Raw genomic sequence first — 18,010 nt, forward strand, 5'->3', positions numbered from 1 at the left:
AAGGACATCGCCATGTCGCGACCACTGAGATGGGCCGCCGCCGTGTTGCCGCTGCTGGCCGCATGCGCGGCGCAGGCCCCGTTGCCGACGGCCGGCGACGGGGCGGCGCTGCAGGGCGATGGCCGTTGCCAGGCCGGGCCGGTGGCGTGGGCGGTCGGCCAGGCCGCGACCGAGGCGACCCTGGAACGGGCCCGCAAGGCCAGCGGCGCCGGCCAGCTGCGACCGATCGCCCCGGGCCAGGCGGTGACCCGGGACCTGCGCCCGGACCGGCTGAACCTGTTCCTGGATGCGTCCAATGTCATCGTCCGGGTCAGCTGCGGCTGAGGCCGCGCGCCCGGCCGCGGCGGGCGCCACTGCCGACTCCCTGCCGCAGGTCCTGCTGCTGCATGGGATCTGGAACGCCCGTGCCTGGCTCGGCCCGCTGGCCTGGCGGTTGCGCCGCGACGGTTTCCGCGTCGCCACCTTCGGCTATTCGACCGCGTTCGGCGGCGCCGAGGCGGCGCTGCCGCGCCTGCAGCAGCGGATCGCGCAGTTGGCGGAGCGAGGACCGGTGGCGCTGGTCGGGCACAGCCTGGGCGGGCTGATCGCCCTGCATGCCCTGCGCGATGCGCCGCAGCTGCCGGTGACCCGGGTGGTGTGCCTGGGCAGCCCGCTGGCCGGCAGTGCGGTGGCGCAGGCGCTGCTGCGACGCGGCCTCGGCGTCGCCCTGGGGCGCAGCGCGGGCCTGCTGCAGCACGGCCTCGGGCAGTGGGACGGTCGTGCCGCGGTGGGCATGGTGGCCGGCAGCGTCGCGCTGGGGCTGGGCAGCCGCATCGCCGCACTGGGGCCGGAATCGGACGGCACCGTGGCCCTGGCCGAGACCCGCCTGCCGGGGCTGCGCGACCATTGCCTGGTGCGCGCCAGCCACAGCGGCCTGTTGTTCTCGCCGCTGGCCGCGCGCCAGACCGCGGCGTTCCTGCGCCATGGCCGCTTCGCCGGCTGAGCGCGTGCATCGCCGATGGGGCGCGGCGGCGCAATCGAGTAAAATCCGCCGCTTGTCCTTACTGATGTCCGGAACGCCCCATGGGTAGAGGCCCCTCGATCGAAGCCCGCAAGAACGCATCCGATGCGAAGCGCGGCAAGATTTTCACCAAGATCATCCGCGAGATCGGCGTCGCCGCGCGCGCCGGCGGCGGCGACCCGTCCAACAACCCGCGCCTGCGCGTGGCCATGGACAAGGGCCTGGCCTCGAACATGTCCAAGGACGTGATCGAGCGCGCGATCAAGAAGGCCACCGGCGAGCTGGAAGGGGTGGAGTACGAGGAAATCCGCTACGAGGGCTACGCCCCGGGCGGGGTGGCGGTGATCGTCGATTGCCTGACCGACAACCGCGTGCGTACCGTGGCCGACGTGCGCCACGCCTTCAGCAAGTGCGGCGGCAACATGGGCACCGAAGGCTCGGTGGCGTTCATGTTCAAGCGCCTGGGCGTGCTCAGCTTCGCTGCCGGCGCCGACGAAGAGAAGATCACCGAGGCCGCGATCGACGCCGGCGCCGACGACATCGTGGTCTACCCGGAAGACGGCGCGATCGACGTGCTGACCTCGCCGGACGCGTTCCAGGCGGTAAAGGACGCGATGCAGGCGGCCGGCCTGGTCGCCGACCATGCCGAAATCAGCTTCCGCGCCGACAACGACATCGCCGTGGAAGGCGACACCGCGCTGCAGGTGCGCAAGCTGCTGGACATGCTGGAAGACCTGGACGACGTGCAGGCGGTCTATTCCAATGCCGATCAGTCCGCGTTGAGTGGCGGCTGAGATGGCGACGGCCGGGACTCGGGACGGTGCCGGGACCCGGGACCCGGGACCCGGGACCCGGAACGTTGCGTCGACGGGGCCGGGCGGATCGCCGTCGCCCCGGGCCGTACCCGCGCGAACCAGTCCAGTGGCCGGCCCCTCGAGTCCCGCGTCCCGCGTCCCGAGTCCCGGCAACGTCCGCATCCTCGGCATCGATCCGGGCTCGCAGCGCACCGGCGTGGGCATCATCGACGTCGATGGCAGCGGCCGCACCACCCATGTGCACCATGCGCCGCTGCTGCTGCTCGGCGAGGGCGACTTCTCGCAGCGGCTCAAGCGTTTGCTGCACGGGCTGGGCGCGTTGATCGACGCCTACCAGCCGCAGGAAGTGGCGATCGAGCGGGTGTTCATGGGCAAGAGCGCCGACGCGGCGCTGAAGCTCGGCCACGCGCGCGGCGCGGCGATCTGCGCGGTGGTGTTGCGAGAGTTGCCGGTGCACGAGTACGCGGCCAAGGAGATCAAGCTGGCCATCGTCGGCAAGGGCGCGGCGGAGAAGCAGCAGGTGCAACATATGGTCGGTCTGATGCTGAGCCTGACCGGCAAACTGCAGGCCGACGCCGCCGACGCGCTGGCGGTGGCCATCACCCATGCCCACGTGCGCGCGACCGCGCAGCGCCTGGGCGTCAGTACGCAACAGGCTTGGAGCAGGAAATGAGTGGAGCCGGGATTCGTGATTCGGGATTGGGGATTCGTCAAAGCGGGGCCGGCGCGCTTGCGCGAGGCTGTTGCCAATCCCCAATCCCCAATCCCCAATCCCGGCGCCTCGCACGAGGCGCCCAATGATCGGCCGTCTGCGCGGCATCCTCGCCTACAAGCAGCCGCCGTGGCTGGTGATCGACGTGGGCGGGGTCGGCTATGAGCTGGAGGCGCCGATGAGCACCTTCTACGACCTGCCCGACGTCGGCCGCGACGTGATCCTGTTCACCCACTACGCGCAGAAGGAGGACAGCGTGTCGCTGTACGGCTTCCTGCGCGAGGGCGAGCGGCGCCTGTTCCGCGACGTGCAGCGGGTCACCGGGATCGGCGCCAAGATCGCGCTGGCGGTGCTGTCCGGGGTCAGCGTGGACGAGTTCGCGCGGATGGTCACCGCCGCCGACGTCACCGCGCTGACCCGCATCCCGGGCATCGGCAAGAAGACCGCCGAGCGCATGGTGGTGGAACTGCGCGACCGCGCCGCGGACTTCAGCGGCGGCGCGCCGGTCACCGGCCAGCTCGGCACCGATGCGGTTTCCGAGGCCACCGTGGCGCTGCAACAGCTCGGCTACAAGCCGGCCGAGGCGGCGAAGATGGCGCGCGATGCCGCCGCCGACGGCGACGAGGTCGCCACCGTGATCCGCAAGGCCCTGCAGGCCGCGTTGCGCTGACCCCGCGCCGTAGCTCCTTCTTCACGCCTCGCGGCGCTAACCTGATCCCCACATGTCCACCACTCCCGCTCCGTCCCCCGGCTCCGGCCATTCGGCCGACGCCTCGCATGGCAAGGCCGGCTTCGCGCTGATCATCGGCGCCATCGGCGTGGTGTTCGGCGACATCGGCACCAGCCCGCTGTACACGCTGAAGGAGGCGTTCTCGCCGCACTATGGCCTGAGCAGCGACCACGACACCGTGCTCGGGGTGCTGTCGCTTGCGTTCTGGTCGCTGATGATCGTGGTCACGCTGAAGTACGTCACCATCATCATGCGCGCCGACAACGAGGGCGAGGGCGGCATCATGGCGCTGATGGCGCTGACCCAGCGCACCATGCGCAAGGGCTCGCGCTCGGCCTACGTGGTCGGCATCCTCGGTATCTTCGGCGCCTCGCTGTTCTTCGGCGACGGCGTGATCACCCCGGCGATCTCGGTGCTGGGCGCGGTCGAGGGCCTGGAGGTGGCCGCGCCGGGCCTGCACGCCTTCATCGTGCCGATCACCGTGGTGGTGCTGGTGATCCTGTTCCTGGGCCAGCGCTTCGGCACCGAGAAGGTCGGCAAGGTGTTCGGCCCGATCACCTGCCTGTGGTTCCTGTCGCTGGCGGCGATCGGCATCTGGAACATCGTCGATGCGCCGGAAGTGCTGAAGGCGTTCAACCCGTGGTGGGCGATCCGCTTCTTCCTCGACCACGGTTGGCACGGGGTGTGGATCCTCGGCGCGGTGGTGCTGGCGGTGACCGGCGGCGAGGCGCTGTACGCGGACATGGGCCACTTCGGCGCGCGCCCGATCCGCCACGCCTGGTACTTCTTCGTGCTGCCGTGCCTGGTGCTGAACTACCTGGGGCAGGGCGCGCTGGTGCTCAAGCATCCCTCGGCGCTGAAGAACCCGTTCTTCGAGGCGGTGCCGGGCTGGGCGCTGTACCCGATGATCGTGCTGGCCACGCTGGCGGCGGTGATCGCCTCGCAGGCGGTGATCACCGGCGCGTTCTCGATCGCGCGCCAGGCGATGCAGCTGGGCTACATCCCGCGCATGCTGATCAAGCACACCTCGCACGACACCATCGGCCAGATCTACATCCCGGGCATCAACTGGCTGCTGATGGTGATGGTGATCGCGCTGGTGCTGATCTTCCGCAGTTCCACCAACCTGGCGGTGGCCTACGGCATCTCGGTGTCGGCGACGATGCTGATCGACACCCTGCTGCTGGCGCTGGTGGCGCGCGCGCTGTGGCCGCGCTGGCGCAACTGGGTGCTGCCGCTGTGCGTGGTGTTCTTCGTCATCGACGCCGCGTTCCTGGTCGCCAACGGCGCCAAGCTGCTGCAGGGCGCCTGGTTCCCGGTGGCGCTGGGCATCGTGATGTTCACCATGATGCGCACCTGGCGCCGCGGCCGCGAACTGCTGCGCGAGGAGATCCGCAAGGACGGCATCCAGATCGACAGCTTCCTGCCCGGGCTGATGCTGGCGCCGCCGGTGCGCGTGCCCGGCACCGCGGTGTTCCTGACCGCCGACGCGACCGTGGTGCCGCATGCGCTGATGCACAACCTCAAGCACAACAAGGTGCTGCACGAGCGCAACGTGTTCCTGACCGTGGAGACCCTGCCGGTGCCGTACGCTTCGGCCAAGCAGCGGCTGAAGATGGACGCCATCGGCGACGAGTTCTACCGGGTGATCGTGCGCTTCGGCTTCATGGAGACCCCCGACGTGCCGCTGGCGCTGATGCGCTCCTGCGACCAGGGCGGCATCTACTTCGACCCGATGGACACCACCTATTTCGCCAGCCGCGAGACCATCGTCGCCAGCGCCAACCGCGGCATGCCGATCTGGCGCGACAAGCTGTTCGCGGTCATGCACCGCAACGCCGCGCCGGCCACCGGCTTCTTCCGCATCCCCGGCAACCGGCTGGTGGAGCTGGGCGCGCAGGTGGAGATCTGAAGCCGCCTGCGGGGGCCGGGATCGGGGATTGGGGATTCGGGATTGGTCGAGGCCATAGCGCCGAAGCCGTCCCGCAGTCGATACTATTGCGCTACCAATCCCGAATCTCGACTCCCCGATCCCTGCTCTAAATGGACCGCCTCATCGCCAGCAGCGCCACCCGCGAAGACGACGCGGTCGAGGCCAGCATCCGCCCCAAGCGCCTGGCCGACTACCTCGGCCAGCAGCCGGTGCGCGAGCAGCTGTCGATCTATATCGAGGCGGCCAAGGCGCGCGGCGAGGCGATGGACCATGTGCTGATCTTCGGCCCGCCGGGCCTGGGCAAGACCACGCTCAGCCATGTCATCGCCAACGAGCTGGGGGTCAACCTGCGCACCACTTCCGGCCCGGTGATCGAGAAGGCCGGCGACCTGGCGGCGCTGCTGACCAACCTGCAGCCGCACGACGTGCTGTTCGTGGACGAGATCCACCGCCTGTCGCCGGTGGTCGAGGAAGTGCTGTACCCGGCGATGGAAGACTTCCAGATCGACATCATGATCGGCGAGGGCCCGGCTGCGCGCTCGATCAAGATCGACCTGCCGCCGTTCACCCTGATCGGCGCCACCACCCGCGCCGGCCTGCTGACCGCGCCGCTGCGCGACCGCTTCGGCATCGTGCAGCGCCTGGCGTTCTACACCCCCGAGGAACTGGGCAAGATCGTGCGCCGCTCCGCCGGCATCCTCGGCATCGCCTGCGACGCCGACGGCTGCGCGGAGATCGCGCGGCGCGCGCGCGGCACCCCGCGCATCGCCAACCGGCTGCTGCGGCGGGTTCGCGACTTCGCCCAGGTCCGCGCCGGCGGGCACATCGACCTGGACGTGGCGCAGGCGGCGATGCAGATGCTCAAGGTCGACCCGGAAGGCTTCGACGAGCTCGACCGGCGCCTGCTGCGCACCATCATCGACTACTTCGACGGCGGCCCGGTCGGGGTCGAGTCGCTGGCCGCCTCGCTGTCGGAAGAGCGCGGCACCCTGGAAGACGTGATCGAGCCCTACCTGATCCAGCAGGGCTACCTGATCCGCACCGCGCGCGGGCGCATGGCGACCAACAAGGCCTATCTGCACCTGGGCCTTCCGCCCAAGCGGGATTCGGGAATGGGGATTGGGGATTCGGGAGGGCTGTTTTGACCGCGAGCCACCAGGACACGCCGTCGCCCGGCGAATCCCCAATCCCGAATCCCCAATCCCGGCAGCTATTCAGTTGGCCGACACGCATCTACTGGGAAGATACCGACGCCGGTGGCGTGGTCTACCATGCACGCTACGTCGCCTTTCTGGAGCGGGCGCGCACGGAGTGGCTGCGCGCGCTGGGCTACGGACAGGAGCGCCTGCGCCTGCAGCACGATCTGGTGTTCGCGGTGCGCGCGATGCAACTCGACTTCCTGCGCCCGGCACACCTGGACGATACGTTGCAGGTCGGCGTCGCGCTGACGCAGTGCAAGCGCGCCAGCCTGCTGTTCGCGCAGTCGATCCACCGCGACGGCGAGCTGCTGTTGCGCGCGCAGGTGAAGGTGGCGGCGCTGGGCGCCGGCAGTTTCCGCCCGCGCGGCATGGACGACGCGCTGTACGACCGATTGAAAGCTCTCGAAATCACTGAAGCAGCATTACTGAGGAACGACGGATGATCGCATTGCTCCTGGCCCTGCAGGACACGGTGGCGGAGGCGCTACCGCAGGACGTGACCCAGACCGCCGCGCAGGCCGTCGCCAGCACGGCCGCCCATGGCGGCATCAACTACCTGGACCTGCTGATGAAGGCCAGCCTGCCGGTCAAGGTGATCGTGCTGCTGCTGCTGCTCGGCTCGCTGATCAGCTGGGTGATCATCTTCCGCAAGGCGCGGGTGTTCAAGCAGGCCAACCGCGAGGCGGACGACTTCGAGAACCGCTTCTGGTCCGGTACCGACCTGACCAAGCTCTACGCCGGCGCGGCCGACCGCAACCGCGTGGTCGGCGGGCTGGAGGCGATCTTCGAGGCCGGCTTCCGCGAGTTCACCCGCCTGCGCGACAAGCGCAAGCTCGACGCGCGCATCCAGCTGGAAGGCGCGCAGCGGGCGATGCGCGCGACCTACGCCCGTGAAGTGGACCGCCTGGAGCGCAACCTGGAACTGCTCGCCAACATCGGCTCCACCGCGCCCTACGTGGGCCTGGTCGGCACCGTGTTCGGCATCATGGTGACCATGCACGACATGCTCAACAGCGGCCAGCAGGCGGGCATCGCCGCGGTCGCGCCGGGCATCTCCGAGGCGCTGTTCGCCACCGCCATCGGCCTGTTCGTGGCGATCCCGGCGGTGTGGGCGTACAACCGCTTCACCACCCGGGTCGAGCGGATCGCGGTGCGCTTCGAGACCTTCTCCGAAGAGTTCAGCTCCATCCTGCAGCGCCAGGCCAGCGGCGACTGAGCGCCGCCGCGCGCTCCGCCCAAGACCCCAGGATTCCCGCATGACTGCCGCCATTTCCCGCCGCAAGCGCCGCAAGCTCAAGTCCGAGATCAACGTCGTGCCGTACATCGACGTGATGCTGGTGCTGCTGATCATCTTCATGGTCACCGCGCCGCTGCTCAGCCTGAGCGTGGACGTGGACCTGCCCGATTCCACCGCGCGCTCGGTGGAGAGCAAGAAGGATCCGGTCATCGTCACCGTCAACGGCGAGGGCCGCTACACGCTGACCCTGCAGGACGGCAAGCCGGAGAAGATCGGCGCGCCCGAGCTGAAGGCGAAGATGCAGGCCTTCGTCAGCCAGAACAAGGACGTGCCGGTGTTCGTCGCCGCGCCCGGCAGTTCCAACTACCAGCTGGTCATGGACACCATGGTCATGCTGCAGCAGGCCGGCGTTCCCAAGGTGGGCCTGATGAGCCAGCCCGGTACCAATGCACGCTGAAGCCGATTCCCGTCCGCCCCGCGCACAGGACAGCGACCAGGGCCTGATCGTCGGCGTGCTCCTCGCGCTGGCCGTGCACGTGCTGCTCGGGCTGCTGTTCTTCCTTGCCTGGTGGTGGTCGCCGGTGCGCGAGGTGGAGCCGGCGGCCGGCTCGCCGATGGTCGAGGCCTCGCTGGTGGTGTCGGCCGCGGACGTGCGTTCGGCGCAGAAGGCGGTGCAGGACGCGCCCAAGCCGCTGCCCGAGCCGCTGCCCGAACCGGTCAAGGAAGTCGCCGAGGACGACACGGTGCCGCCGCCGCAACCGGTGCCGGTGCCCAAGCCGCAGCAGGCGCCGACCGAGCAGCAGCAGAAGGCGCAGGATTTCATCCCGGTGCCGGACAAGACCGACCAGGACCGCGCCAGCCGCACCGCCATCTCCCAGGAAAAGGAGAAGCAGGAGCAGGAAGCCAAGCGCCGCCAGGAGCAGATCGACCTGACCGAGCAGAAGCGCCAGCAGGAGGCCGAGCAGAAGCAGCGCCTGGCCGCGCAGCAGGAGGAGGAGCGGCAGAAGAAGATCGCCGAGATCCGCAAGCAGCGCGAGCAGGCCGACCGCGAGGCCAAGCTGGCCGAGCAGAAGCTGCGCCAGCTGGCCGACGTGCGCGCCAAGCAGGCCTCGGCCACCGCCGCGTCCACGCCGCAGGCCGCGCCCGGGCAGAACGGCACCAATACCGACCTGTCGGCCAAGTACGCCGCGGCGATCCAGCAGGCGGTGCTGAGCCAGTGGGTGCGGCCGGATTCGGTGCCGCTGGGGCAGAAGTGCAAGATCGCGATCAAGCAGATCGTCGGCGGGCAGGTGATCGAGGCCCGGGTCAGCCCCGATTGCCCCTACGACGAAGCCGGGCGGCGCTCGATCGAGGCCGCGGTGCTGCGGGCGCAGCCGCTGCCGTACCGGGGCTTCGAATCGGTGTTCGCGCGCGACCTGACCTTCAACTTCACTGCGCAGGATCGCTGAGCGGCCGGGATTGGGGATTCGGGATTGGGGATGCGCACGCTCCCTGTCCAGGGTCCAAAAAGCTTGCTTCCCGGCCTGAAGAGGCCCGGCGAACGCCCCGGGCGGCGGTGCGATAGGCGATAATCCGGGCTTCCTGCCATCGGCTTCACATATCGATGGTTCATGATTGCGAATACGTTCACCCGCGCATTGCTATCTCTTGCGCCTTCCCGAGTACCGCTGAGCGACCCATGAAGAAACTGCCGCGCTGGCTTGCCGTCCTGACTGCCCTGTTGCTCCCCTTGGCCGCGTCCGCGCAGGACAAGGGCCTGGAAATCGACATCGTCGGCGGCAACGCGTCGGCGACCCCGATCACCGTGGTGCCGATGCCCTACCAGGGTTCGGCCGCCGCGCCGTCCACCGACGTGGCCGCGGTGGTCCGCGCCGACCTGGACCGTTCCGGCCAGTTCCGCAACCTGCCCGAGGCGCAGATCGTCGAGCGCCCGACCCGCGGCAGCGAAGTCCAGTACGCCACCTGGCGCGCGCTGAAGCAGGACTACCTGGTCGCCGGCCGGGTGATGGACGCCGGCGAAGGCACCTACCGGGTCGAGTACGAACTGTTCGACGTGGCCAAGGGCGAGCGCATGCTCGGCCTGGCGATGACCGCCCGCGCCAGCGCGATGCGCGACGTGGCGCACCAGATGGCCGATGCCATCTACGAGAAGATCACCGGCGTGCGCGGCGCGTTCTGGACCCGCATCGCCTACGTCACCGCCAGCGGCAAGGGCGGGGCGATGCGCTATGCGCTGATGGTCGCCGACTCCGACGGCTACAACCCGCAGACCATCGTGCGCTCGGCCGAGCCGCTGCTGTCGCCGAACTGGAGCCCGGACGGCAAGAAGCTCGCCTACGTGAGCTTCGAGCGCGGCAACTCCTCGATCTACATCCAGGACATCGCCACCGGCGCCCGCCAGCTGGTGTCCAGCTTCCGCGGCATCAACGGCGCGCCCTCGTTCTCGCCGGACGGCCGCAAGCTGGCCCTGGCGCTGTCGCGCAGCGGCAACCCGGAGATCTACGTGATGGACCTGGGCAGCAAGCAGCTGACCCAGCTGACCAACCACTTCGGCATCGACACCGAGCCGACCTGGGCGCCGGACGGCAGCACCATCTACTTCACCTCCGACCGCGGCGGCCGCCCGCAGATCTACCAGGTGGCGGCGACCGGCGGCAGCGCCAGCCGGGTGACCTTCCAGGGCAACTACAACGCCACCGCCAGCGTGTCCTTCGACGGCAACAAGATCGCCGTCGCCCAGGGCAGCGGCAATACCTACAAGATCGCGATGATGGACCGCAGCCTGGGTTCGCCGCGCTGGAGCACATTGTCTACGGGGTCGTTGGACGAGTCGCCGAGCTTCGCGCCCAACGCCAGCATGGTCCTGTATGCCGCCCGCGAGGGCGGGCGAGGGGTGCTGTACGCGGTGTCGGCCGACGCCCGGGTCCGCCAGCGCCTGGTCCTGGCCGACGGCGACGTGCGCGAGCCGTCGTGGTCGCCGTATCGGACTGCGCGTTGACATGAATGTTTGATGTTAATATTTCGCTGCGTTGAACCCCTCATCGGCTCAGGAGCCACAAAGGTATCCCCATGAACAAGACCACCCGCGTTCTGCTTGTTTCGCTGTTGTCCGTCGCAGCTCTGGCCGGCTGCTCCAAGAAGGTCAAGGAAGTTCCCCCGACCGACACCACCGGCACCACCGGCTCCACCACCCCGACCGGCCCGTCGACCTCCGGCCTGTACGGCCCGGGCGACCTGGATACCGATGCCTGCCTGCGCCAGCGCGTGGTCTACTTCGATCTGGACCAGGACTCGCTGAAGCCGGAGTTCCAGGCGATCATGGCCTGCCACGCCAAGTACCTGCGTGACCGTCCGTCCTCGCGCATCACCCTGCAGGGCAATGCCGACGAGCGCGGTTCGCGCGAGTACAACATGGGCCTGGGCGAGCGTCGTGGCAATGCCGTGTCTTCGGCGCTGCAGGCTGCCGGCGGTTCGGCTGCGCAGCTGACCGTGGTCAGCTACGGCGAAGAGCGTCCGGTGTGCACCGAGTCGAACGAGTCCTGCTGGTCGCAGAACCGTCGCGTCGAGATCGTGTACACGGCGCAGTAATAGATGCGTATCGGTGTCCTCACATCGATGATCGTCGCGGCGGCCCTGGTGGCCGCCGCGCCGGCATATGCGCAGCGCGCAAGCCTGGCCGACCGCGTGTCCGCGCTCGAGCAGCAGGCAATGAATACCCAGGCCAACACCGACATGCTGAACCAGCTCAACCAGCTGCGGACGCAGATGCAGTCGCTGGAGGCCACGATCGAGCAGTTGCAGCACGACAACGAGCAGCTCAAGCAACGCGCCAAGGACCAGTACCTGGACCTGGACGGCCGCCTGAACCGGATCGAGGGTGGCGCCACGCCGCCGTTGCCGGCGGCTGGCGCTGCCGCACCGGCCGCCGCGCCCGCATCTGCCGCCAAGCCGGCTGCCGCCGTTTCCGAACGGCCGCCGTCGGTGCATGGCGATGCCGGCACGCTCGCCGCTAGCGGCGACGAGCGCACCAGCTACAACGTCGCCTTCGATGCGCTGAAGGCCGGCAAGTACGCCGACTCGGCCAACCTGTTCCAGAGCTTCCTCGAGCTGTACCCGAACGGCGTCTACGCCCCGAATGCCCTGTATTGGCTGGGCGAGAGCTATTACGCCACCAAGAATTTCCCGTTGGCCGAGGCGCAGTTCCGCGACCTGATCGGCCGCTACCCGACCCACGACAAGGCATCCGGCGGCCTGCTCAAGCTGGGCCTGTCCCAGTACGGCGAAGGCCGCACCCAGGACGCCGAGCAGACCCTGCAGCAGGTGATCAGCCAGTATCCGGGATCGGATGCCGCGCGCACCGCGCAGGACCGCCTGCAGTCGATCCGCATCGGCCAGCAGCTGCGCTGAGCCCCCGAACGCTGCCGCCATCGTCGCGGGGGCATACTTTCCCGCCATGGCCGCCGTTCCCAGCGAAATCGTACAAAGCCCGCTGCCGCGCCTGAAGCTGACGGAGATCTTCCTGTCGCTGCAGGGCGAGGCCGACAGCGCCGGCTGGCCGACCGTGTTCGTGCGCCTGACCGGCTGCCCGCTGCGCTGCAGCTACTGCGACACCGCCTACGCCTTCCACGGCGGGCAGTGGCGGGACATCGACGCGATCCTGGCCGAAGTGGCGCGCCACGGCGTGCGCCACGTCTGCGTGACCGGCGGCGAGCCGCTGGCGCAGAAGCGCTGCCTGCGCCTGCTCGAGCAACTGTGCGACGCCGGCTACGACGTGTCGCTGGAGACCTCCGGCGCGCTCGACATCGCCGAGGTCGACCCGCGCGTGTCGCGGGTGCTCGACATCAAGACCCCGGCCTCGCAGGAAGCGTCGCGCAACCGCTGGGAAAACCTGCCGCTGCTGACCGCGCGCGACCAGATCAAGTTCGTGCTGTGCGGCCGCGCCGACTACGACTGGGCGCGCGCGATCGTCGCCGAACACCGCCTGCACGAGCGCTGCACCGTCTGGTTCTCGCCGAGCAAGAGCGAACTGGCGCCGCGCGACCTGGCCGACTGGATCGTCGCCGACCGCCTGCCGGTGCGCTTCCAGATGCAGCTGCACAAGCTGCTGTGGAACGACGAGCCGGGCCGGTGAGAAGCCGGGATTGGGCATTCGGGATTGGGGATTCGTAGAAGCTCCCCTCCGATGTCCAATGGCGTGCTGTAGCTTTTGCGAATCCCCAATCTCCAATCCCAAATCCCGGCCCTTCAATGAAAAACGCCGTCGTCCTACTCTCCGGTGGCATGGATTCCGCCGTCGTCGTCGCCATCGCCCGCGAGCAGGGCTATGCCGTGCATGCGCTGAGCGTCAGCTACGGGCAGCGGCATACGTCCGAACTGGACGCGGCCACGCGTGTCGCCGGCGCGCTCGGCGCGGTGGCGCACAAGACGGTCAACGTCGACCTGCGCAGCATCGGCGGCTCCGCGCTGACCGACGACATCGAGGTGCCGGACGCCGGCGGCGAGGGCATCCCGGTCACCTATGTGCCGGCGCGCAACACCATCATGCTGTCGGTGGCGCTGGGCTGGGCCGAAGTGCTGGGCGCGGCGGACATCTTCTGCGGGGTCAACGCCGTGGACTATTCCGGCTACCCCGACTGCCGCCCCGAGTTCATCGACGCGTTCCAGACGCTGGCCAACCTGGCCACCAAGGCCGGCGTGGAAGGCGCCGGGCTGCGCGTGCACGCGCCGCTGCAGCGCATGAGCAAGGCCGACATCGTGCGCGAGGGCGTGCGCCTGGGCGTGGATTTCGGCTTGACCGTGTCCTGCTACCGCGCCGATGCCGACGGCCGCGCCTGCGGCCACTGCGACGCCTGCCGCCTGCGCGCGGCCGGCTTCGCCGACGCCGGCGTGGCCGACCCCACCCGCTACGCCTGATTTCGCGTTGGCGCGGGGGTGGGGTAGAATACGCACCCCGGCGCAAGGCCGGGGCATTGTTTTGGGCCGTTAGCTCAGTCGGTAGAGCAGAAGACTTTTAATCTTTTGGTCGATGGTTCGAATCCATCACGGCCCACCATTCGAGTCGCTGCGTCGACTCGCTTCTTCAGGCGATTTCGTCGCAAATGCCTGAGACATCCTCCGGCAATGATGGTGACGGCATGGCGTCGAACATGGCTGCCGTGGGCATGGCGAGGACAGCGTGGCTGCCTGGCCGCCGCACCAATTCGCGATCGCGCCGGGCGCTCCGGCTTACGCGCGTTGCCGCGCAGCCTGCATGCCCGCCGCCGCGTCTCTCAGCGCCTGGCCGATCTGCTGCAGGACGCTTGAGCGCACTGCCGCGTGCTGCCAATAGAGCGGCACGTCCAGCCAGCGTTGCGGGTCGACGATGACGATCTTCTTCTCCCGCAACGCCGGCATGACCAGTTGCTCGGGGGCGAGGCACCATCCGAGACCGCGTGCGGCGGCTTCGACGAAGCCGGTGGAGGTCGGCAGGTAGTGGATGGGAGGGGCGAGGTAGGTGCGGGTGATGCGCCGCACGAAGCGCGCCTGCAGATCGTCCTTGCGGTTGAACACCATCATCGGCGCATGCGCCAGCGCCGCCGCGCTGAATCCTGCGGCGAAGTGGCGGGCGACGAATGCCGGCGAGGCGATCGCGTAGTAGCGCATGGCGCCCAGGGGATGGACGTTGCAGCCCTGCAGCGGCTTGCTCGCGGATGTGACTGCGCCAAGCACGGTGCCGTTGCGCAGCAGTTCCAAGGTGTGGTCCTGGTCGTCCACGTGCACGTCGAACAGGAAGCCGTGCGCATGGTGCAGGGACGACAGTGCGGCGAGGAACCAGGTCTGCAACGAGTCGTCGTTGACCGCGATCGCGATGCTGCGGACGCGTCCGGCGTCGGCCGCGCCCGGCAGGAAGTCGGCCATCGCCTCGGCCTCCAGCGCCTGCATCGGCCGCACCCGGCGCAGCAGCCTTTCGCCTGCCGAGGTCGGCCGGCACGGCGCCTGGCGTACGACCAGCACCTGCCCGAGCCGGTCTTCCAGCGCCTTGATCCGCTGCGATACCGCCGAGGCGGTCACCGCCAGGCGGCGCGCGGCCGCCTCGAAGCTGCCCTCTTCGAGCACGGCGGAGAACGCGGCCAGTTGCGGATGAAGCAGATCCATGGCGTGGAGGCGATTAGATTTGCTTCATAGCCTACAGAATATTTAGCTTGGCTAATGGCGCGGCCAAGGCCAGGATGCGCATCCCGCAGTCCTGGCCATCCCCATGTTGCTCGAAGCGACGCTTGCCGGTTTCATCGCCAGTGCCGGCCTGATCATCGCGATCGGCGCGCAGAACGCCTTCGTGTTGCGTCAGGGCTTGAAGCGGCAGCATGTGGCGCTGGTGGTCGCGGTCTGCGCATTCGGGGATATCGCCCTGATCGTGCTCGGGGTCGCCGGCATCGGCGCGCTGGTGCAGCAGTGGCCCGGACTGCTGCAGGTGCTGCGCTACGCCGGTGCGGCCTTCCTCGGCGTCTATGGGCTGATGGCGGCACGGCGCGCGTGGCGCGGTGCCGGCGCACTGCAGGCGCAGGGCGAGCAGCCGGCGAGCTGGCGCCGCGTGTTGCTGACCTGCCTGGCCTTCACGTTTCTCAATCCGCACGTGTATCTCGACACGATGGTCCTGCTCGGCAGCCTGTCCACCCGCTATCCGGGGACGCTGCGTTGGGCGTTCGCATTCGGCGCCTGCCTGGCGAGCGTGGTGTGGTTCTGCGGCCTGGGGTATGGCGCGCGGCTGCTGCAGCCGGTGTTCCGCAATCCCCGCGCATGGCGGGTACTGGATGCCTGCATCGCCGTTTTCATGCTGGCGCTGTGCCTGTTGCTGCTGCTGCGGCCACTCGGCTGACTGCCTCGGTCGGGCTGTTTCCGAGCCGGCGACGCGCACGCGCCGCATGCGCGGTATGTTCAACGCGCCGTTTCATCCGCAATCGCCGATGGAGCGCTGCTTCCCGGGCACGCAGACGGTGGCCCGCCAGGACGCTCTTCCCGCCGCAAGGCCAGGCCTGCGGGCAGCGAATCTGCGGCGGTTGCGCCGCGCTTCGCAGGGTTTTTGCCACGCCGCGTCCGCACGGGGGATTGCGCTCGAACGCGGTGCAGGTCGCGCCACTCGCTTGCGGCGCGAAGCGGAGACGGACGAGCGCTGCGGCGAGACGGCGGTCGAACGTGCGCTTGTGCGTATAATAATCATTCTCGTTATCGGACGGCGCCGGCATATCTGCGATTGGCGCCGTCCCTGTCACAAGGATCCGTTGATGCGTTTGCTGTGTTCCCTGTCCGTCGCGGTGCTTCCGCTGGCGGCTGCCGTCACTGTCGCCCGGGCGCAGTCGCCCTCCCCGCAAACCTTGGATACCGTGGTCGTCAGCGCCTCGCGCACCGACCAGCCCGCGGAGACCGCGCCGCAGACGGTGGTGGTGATCGACCAGCAGGAGATCGCGCAGCAGCTGACCATCAGCAGCAATTCGTCGGACCTGCTGTCCAGCCTGCTGCCGTCGTATACCCCCAGCCGCGGCAAGATGAACGGCAGCGGCGAGACCTTGCGCGGGCGCACGCCGCTGATCCTGGTCGACGGCATCCCGCAGTCCAACCCGCTGCGCCCGACCGGGCGCGAGGCGCATACGATCGACTACGCGATGGTCGAGCGCATCGAGGTGATCCAGGGCGCCAACGCGATGAACGGCCTGGGCGCGACCGGCGGCACCATCAACCTGGTCACGCGCCGTCCGCAGCCGGGCGCGCTCAACCAGCACCTCGAGGTGCAGGCCACCGCGCCGAGCACCGACGTCGATGCCGAGACCCTGAGCTACAAGACCAGCTACCGCGTCGACGGCCGCCAGGACAAGCTCGACTACCTGTTCGCCGTCGGCTACGAGGACCAGGGCCTGTACCTGGACGGCGATGGGCGCGCGATCGGCACCGACGTGACCCAGGGCGACCTGATGGCCACGCGCGCCTACGACCTGCATGCCAAGCTGGGCTACTGGATCGACGACCGCCAGGAACTGCAGTTCAGTTCCAACCGCTACCGCATCAAGTCCAAGGCCGAGTACCTGGGCGTGGCCGGCGATCGCGAGCTCGGCATCCCGACCACCTCGGTGCGCGGGCGGCCCGAAGGCACGCCGCCGTGGAACGACGTATGGACCACCGGCCTGTCCTATGCCCACCACGATCTGGCCGGCATGGAACTGAAGGCGATGGTGTTCAACCAGGAGTTCGAAGGCCTGTTCGGCGCCGACAATTCGGCCACCTTCCAGGATCCGCGGATCGCGCCCAACGGCACGCTGTACGACCAGTCGCGCTCGGTGGCGTCGAAGTGGGGCTCCAAGACCAGCCTCGGCAAGGACGGCCTGCTCGATGGCCGGCTCAAGCTCACCGGCGGCTTCGACACCCTGTGGGACAGCGGCAAGCAGGACCTGTACGGCACCGGCCGCACCTATGTGCCCGAATCGCAGTACCGCGACCTGGCGGCGTTCCTGCAGGGCGAGTACCGGCTGCTGCCGCAGCTGACCGTGCATGGCGGCGTGCGCCACGAGGACGCGAAGCTGCGCATCGACAGCTACCAGACCCTGGCGCGCTACAACCGCGTGCAGGTGCAGGGCGGCACGCTGTCGTTCGCCGAGACGCTGTACAACGCCGGCGCGGTGTTCGCGCCGAGCGAGCGCTTCAACGTCTTCGCCAGCTATTCCGAAGGCTTCGGCATGCCCGACGTGGGCCGCGTGCTGCGCTCGATCAATACTCCGGGGACCACGGTCGCCAGCCTGAGCGCGCTGCAGCCGGTGCTGACCCGCAACGTCGAACTGGGCACGCGCATGCGCGGCGAGGCGTGGGATGTGGATGTCGGCGTGTTCCAGTCGCGCTCGGATTACGGCACCCGGGTGATCGCGGTGGACGGCGCGTTCCAGATGGCGCGGGAGAAGACCCGCATCGAAGGCGTGGATGCCAGCGCCAAGTACCGGATCAGCGAGCGGCAGCGCGTCGGCCTGGCCTATGCGTATACGCGCGGGCGCTACGACAGCGACGGCAACGGCAGCCTGGACGCCCATCTGGACGGGCTGAACATCGCGCCCAACCGCGTCATCGGCACCTGGTCGGCGCAGTGGACTCCGCGGCTGTCGAGTTTCGTGCAGGCGCAATACGCGTTCAGCCGCAGCTTCGACGATCCGCAGAAGCGGTTCAGCGGCTACGCGCTGGTCGATGCGGCGCTGAACTACAGGTTGCGCCAGGGCGAACTGCGCCTGGCCGTCGCCAACCTGCTGGATCGCCAGTACATCACCTACTACTCGCAGAGCGCGCTGGTCGAACCGGACCGCTACTTCGCCGGGCGCGGGCGCACGCTGACGGTGGGCTACAGCCTGGATTTCTGAGCCGCCGCCTGGCG

The 18,010-nt window shown here is 68.9% G+C and carries 19 protein-coding genes and 1 tRNA gene; 19 read left to right on the top strand and 1 reads right to left on the bottom strand.

Annotated elements, in window-relative coordinates; genetic code table 11:
• Positions 1 to 12 precede the first annotated feature (12 nt).
• The 17 genes from AB3X10_RS06120 (at position 13) to AB3X10_RS06200 (ending at position 13,678) form a co-directional block, all read left to right on the top strand.
• Complete coding sequence (locus AB3X10_RS06120) at positions 13 to 324, top strand: I78 family peptidase inhibitor (RefSeq protein ID WP_369979955.1); 312 nt, start codon at positions 13 to 15, stop codon at positions 322 to 324.
• Complete coding sequence (locus AB3X10_RS06125) at positions 296 to 982, top strand: esterase/lipase family protein (RefSeq protein ID WP_369979956.1); 687 nt, start codon at positions 296 to 298, stop codon at positions 980 to 982. Before AB3X10_RS06120 ends, AB3X10_RS06125 begins: the two co-directional genes overlap by 29 nt.
• Positions 983 to 1,062: 80 nt before the next feature.
• Positions 1,063 to 1,794, top strand: coding sequence for a YebC/PmpR family DNA-binding transcriptional regulator (locus tag AB3X10_RS06130; protein WP_369979958.1), 732 nt, complete (start codon positions 1,063 to 1,065; stop codon positions 1,792 to 1,794).
• 127 nt (positions 1,795 to 1,921) lie between these two features.
• On the top strand, positions 1,922 to 2,488 hold the full coding sequence (gene ruvC, locus AB3X10_RS06135) for a crossover junction endodeoxyribonuclease RuvC (RefSeq protein WP_369979960.1): 567 nt from the start codon (positions 1,922 to 1,924) through the stop codon (positions 2,486 to 2,488).
• Positions 2,489 to 2,612: 124 nt separating this feature from the next.
• Positions 2,613 to 3,197 carry a Holliday junction branch migration protein RuvA gene (ruvA, locus tag AB3X10_RS06140; protein WP_145702240.1) on the top strand — a complete coding sequence of 195 codons (585 nt, stop codon included), beginning with the start codon at positions 2,613 to 2,615 and terminating at the stop codon, positions 3,195 to 3,197.
• A 52-nt stretch (positions 3,198 to 3,249) separates the two neighbouring features.
• On the top strand, positions 3,250 to 5,169 hold the full coding sequence (locus AB3X10_RS06145; protein ID WP_369979962.1) for a potassium transporter Kup: 1,920 nt from the start codon (positions 3,250 to 3,252) through the stop codon (positions 5,167 to 5,169).
• A gap of 131 nt (positions 5,170 to 5,300) precedes the next feature.
• A complete protein-coding gene (gene ruvB, locus AB3X10_RS06150; protein WP_369979964.1) occupies positions 5,301 to 6,335 on the top strand; it encodes a Holliday junction branch migration DNA helicase RuvB in 1,035 nt (344 codons plus the stop codon).
• Entirely contained in the window at positions 6,332 to 6,832 is a 501-nt protein-coding gene (gene ybgC / locus AB3X10_RS06155; RefSeq protein WP_369979965.1) for a tol-pal system-associated acyl-CoA thioesterase, read from the top strand. The genes ruvB and ybgC overlap by 4 nt, the downstream gene beginning before the upstream one ends.
• Positions 6,829 to 7,605: a protein TolQ gene (gene tolQ, locus AB3X10_RS06160; RefSeq protein WP_145702232.1), complete on the top strand. Its 777-nt coding sequence runs from the start codon at positions 6,829 to 6,831 to the stop codon at positions 7,603 to 7,605. The genes ybgC and tolQ overlap by 4 nt, the downstream gene beginning before the upstream one ends.
• A 40-nt stretch (positions 7,606 to 7,645) precedes the next feature.
• Complete coding sequence (gene tolR / locus AB3X10_RS06165; protein ID WP_369979967.1) at positions 7,646 to 8,083, top strand: protein TolR; 438 nt, start codon at positions 7,646 to 7,648, stop codon at positions 8,081 to 8,083.
• The gene (gene tolA, locus AB3X10_RS06170; RefSeq protein WP_369979969.1) at positions 8,073 to 9,074 is read left to right on the top strand and encodes a cell envelope integrity protein TolA; all 1,002 of its coding nucleotides are present in this window, start codon (positions 8,073 to 8,075) and stop codon (positions 9,072 to 9,074) included. The genes tolR and tolA overlap by 11 nt, the downstream gene beginning before the upstream one ends.
• Positions 9,075 to 9,304: 230 nt before the next feature.
• The gene (tolB, locus tag AB3X10_RS06175) at positions 9,305 to 10,624 is read left to right on the top strand and encodes a Tol-Pal system beta propeller repeat protein TolB (protein WP_145702228.1); all 1,320 of its coding nucleotides are present in this window, start codon (positions 9,305 to 9,307) and stop codon (positions 10,622 to 10,624) included.
• A gap of 71 nt (positions 10,625 to 10,695) precedes the next feature.
• Positions 10,696 to 11,214 (top strand): peptidoglycan-associated lipoprotein Pal, encoded by a 519-nt coding sequence (gene pal, locus AB3X10_RS06180; protein WP_179566532.1) that lies wholly within the window; start codon positions 10,696 to 10,698, stop codon positions 11,212 to 11,214.
• 3 nt (positions 11,215 to 11,217) lie between these two features.
• Positions 11,218 to 12,033, top strand: coding sequence for a tol-pal system protein YbgF (ybgF, locus tag AB3X10_RS06185; protein ID WP_369979972.1), 816 nt, complete (start codon positions 11,218 to 11,220; stop codon positions 12,031 to 12,033).
• Positions 12,034 to 12,079: 46 nt separating this feature from the next.
• A complete protein-coding gene (gene queE / locus AB3X10_RS06190) occupies positions 12,080 to 12,757 on the top strand; it encodes a 7-carboxy-7-deazaguanine synthase QueE (RefSeq protein WP_369979974.1) in 678 nt (225 codons plus the stop codon).
• A 116-nt stretch (positions 12,758 to 12,873) separates the two neighbouring features.
• Positions 12,874 to 13,539: a 7-cyano-7-deazaguanine synthase QueC gene (gene queC / locus AB3X10_RS06195; protein ID WP_369979976.1), complete on the top strand. Its 666-nt coding sequence runs from the start codon at positions 12,874 to 12,876 to the stop codon at positions 13,537 to 13,539.
• A gap of 63 nt (positions 13,540 to 13,602) precedes the next feature.
• Positions 13,603 to 13,678, top strand: a tRNA-Lys gene (locus tag AB3X10_RS06200).
• A 173-nt stretch (positions 13,679 to 13,851) separates the two neighbouring features.
• Here AB3X10_RS06200 and AB3X10_RS06205 read toward each other — a convergent pair.
• Positions 13,852 to 14,760: a LysR family transcriptional regulator ArgP gene (locus tag AB3X10_RS06205; RefSeq protein ID WP_369979978.1), complete on the bottom strand. Its 909-nt coding sequence runs from the start codon at positions 14,758 to 14,760 to the stop codon at positions 13,852 to 13,854.
• Positions 14,761 to 14,863: 103 nt separating this feature from the next.
• Between AB3X10_RS06205 and AB3X10_RS06210 the strand changes: the two genes are divergently transcribed.
• A complete protein-coding gene (locus AB3X10_RS06210) occupies positions 14,864 to 15,481 on the top strand; it encodes a LysE/ArgO family amino acid transporter (RefSeq protein ID WP_369979980.1) in 618 nt (205 codons plus the stop codon).
• 505 nt (positions 15,482 to 15,986) lie between these two features.
• Positions 15,987 to 17,996, top strand: a complete 2,010-nt coding sequence (locus AB3X10_RS06215; protein ID WP_369981680.1) for a TonB-dependent receptor — start codon at positions 15,987 to 15,989, stop codon at positions 17,994 to 17,996.
• Positions 17,997 to 18,010 lie beyond the last annotated feature (14 nt).

Origin of the sequence: Xanthomonas sp. DAR 80977 (genome assembly GCF_041240605.1) — a bacterium.
Taxonomy (GTDB): domain Bacteria; phylum Pseudomonadota; class Gammaproteobacteria; order Xanthomonadales; family Xanthomonadaceae; genus Xanthomonas_A; species Xanthomonas_A bundabergensis.

Bases quoted from the DNA above. Each gene is read 5' to 3' on its own strand.
- AB3X10_RS06130 (WP_369979958.1), top strand. From the start codon at position 1,063: ATGGGTAGAGGCCCCTCGATCGAAGCCCGCAAGAACGCATCCGATGCG.
- pal (WP_179566532.1), top strand. From the start codon at position 10,696: ATGAACAAGACCACCCGCGTTCTGCTTGTTTCGCTGTTGTCCGTCGCA.
- tolR (WP_369979967.1), top strand. From the start codon at position 7,646: ATGACTGCCGCCATTTCCCGCCGCAAGCGCCGCAAGCTCAAGTCCGAG.
- AB3X10_RS06125 (WP_369979956.1), top strand. From the start codon at position 296: ATGTCATCGTCCGGGTCAGCTGCGGCTGAGGCCGCGCGCCCGGCCGCG.
- ybgF (WP_369979972.1), top strand. From the start codon at position 11,218: ATGCGTATCGGTGTCCTCACATCGATGATCGTCGCGGCGGCCCTGGTG.
- queE (WP_369979974.1), top strand. From the start codon at position 12,080: ATGGCCGCCGTTCCCAGCGAAATCGTACAAAGCCCGCTGCCGCGCCTG.
- AB3X10_RS06205 (WP_369979978.1), bottom strand. From the start codon at position 14,760: ATGGATCTGCTTCATCCGCAACTGGCCGCGTTCTCCGCCGTGCTCGAA.
- AB3X10_RS06210 (WP_369979980.1), top strand. From the start codon at position 14,864: ATGTTGCTCGAAGCGACGCTTGCCGGTTTCATCGCCAGTGCCGGCCTG.
- queC (WP_369979976.1), top strand. From the start codon at position 12,874: ATGAAAAACGCCGTCGTCCTACTCTCCGGTGGCATGGATTCCGCCGTC.
- tolB (WP_145702228.1), top strand. From the start codon at position 9,305: ATGAAGAAACTGCCGCGCTGGCTTGCCGTCCTGACTGCCCTGTTGCTC.
- ruvA (WP_145702240.1), top strand. From the start codon at position 2,613: ATGATCGGCCGTCTGCGCGGCATCCTCGCCTACAAGCAGCCGCCGTGG.
- AB3X10_RS06145 (WP_369979962.1), top strand. From the start codon at position 3,250: ATGTCCACCACTCCCGCTCCGTCCCCCGGCTCCGGCCATTCGGCCGAC.
- ruvB (WP_369979964.1), top strand. From the start codon at position 5,301: ATGGACCGCCTCATCGCCAGCAGCGCCACCCGCGAAGACGACGCGGTC.
- tolQ (WP_145702232.1), top strand. From the start codon at position 6,829: ATGATCGCATTGCTCCTGGCCCTGCAGGACACGGTGGCGGAGGCGCTA.
- AB3X10_RS06120 (WP_369979955.1), top strand. From the start codon at position 13: ATGTCGCGACCACTGAGATGGGCCGCCGCCGTGTTGCCGCTGCTGGCC.
- tolA (WP_369979969.1), top strand. From the start codon at position 8,073: ATGCACGCTGAAGCCGATTCCCGTCCGCCCCGCGCACAGGACAGCGAC.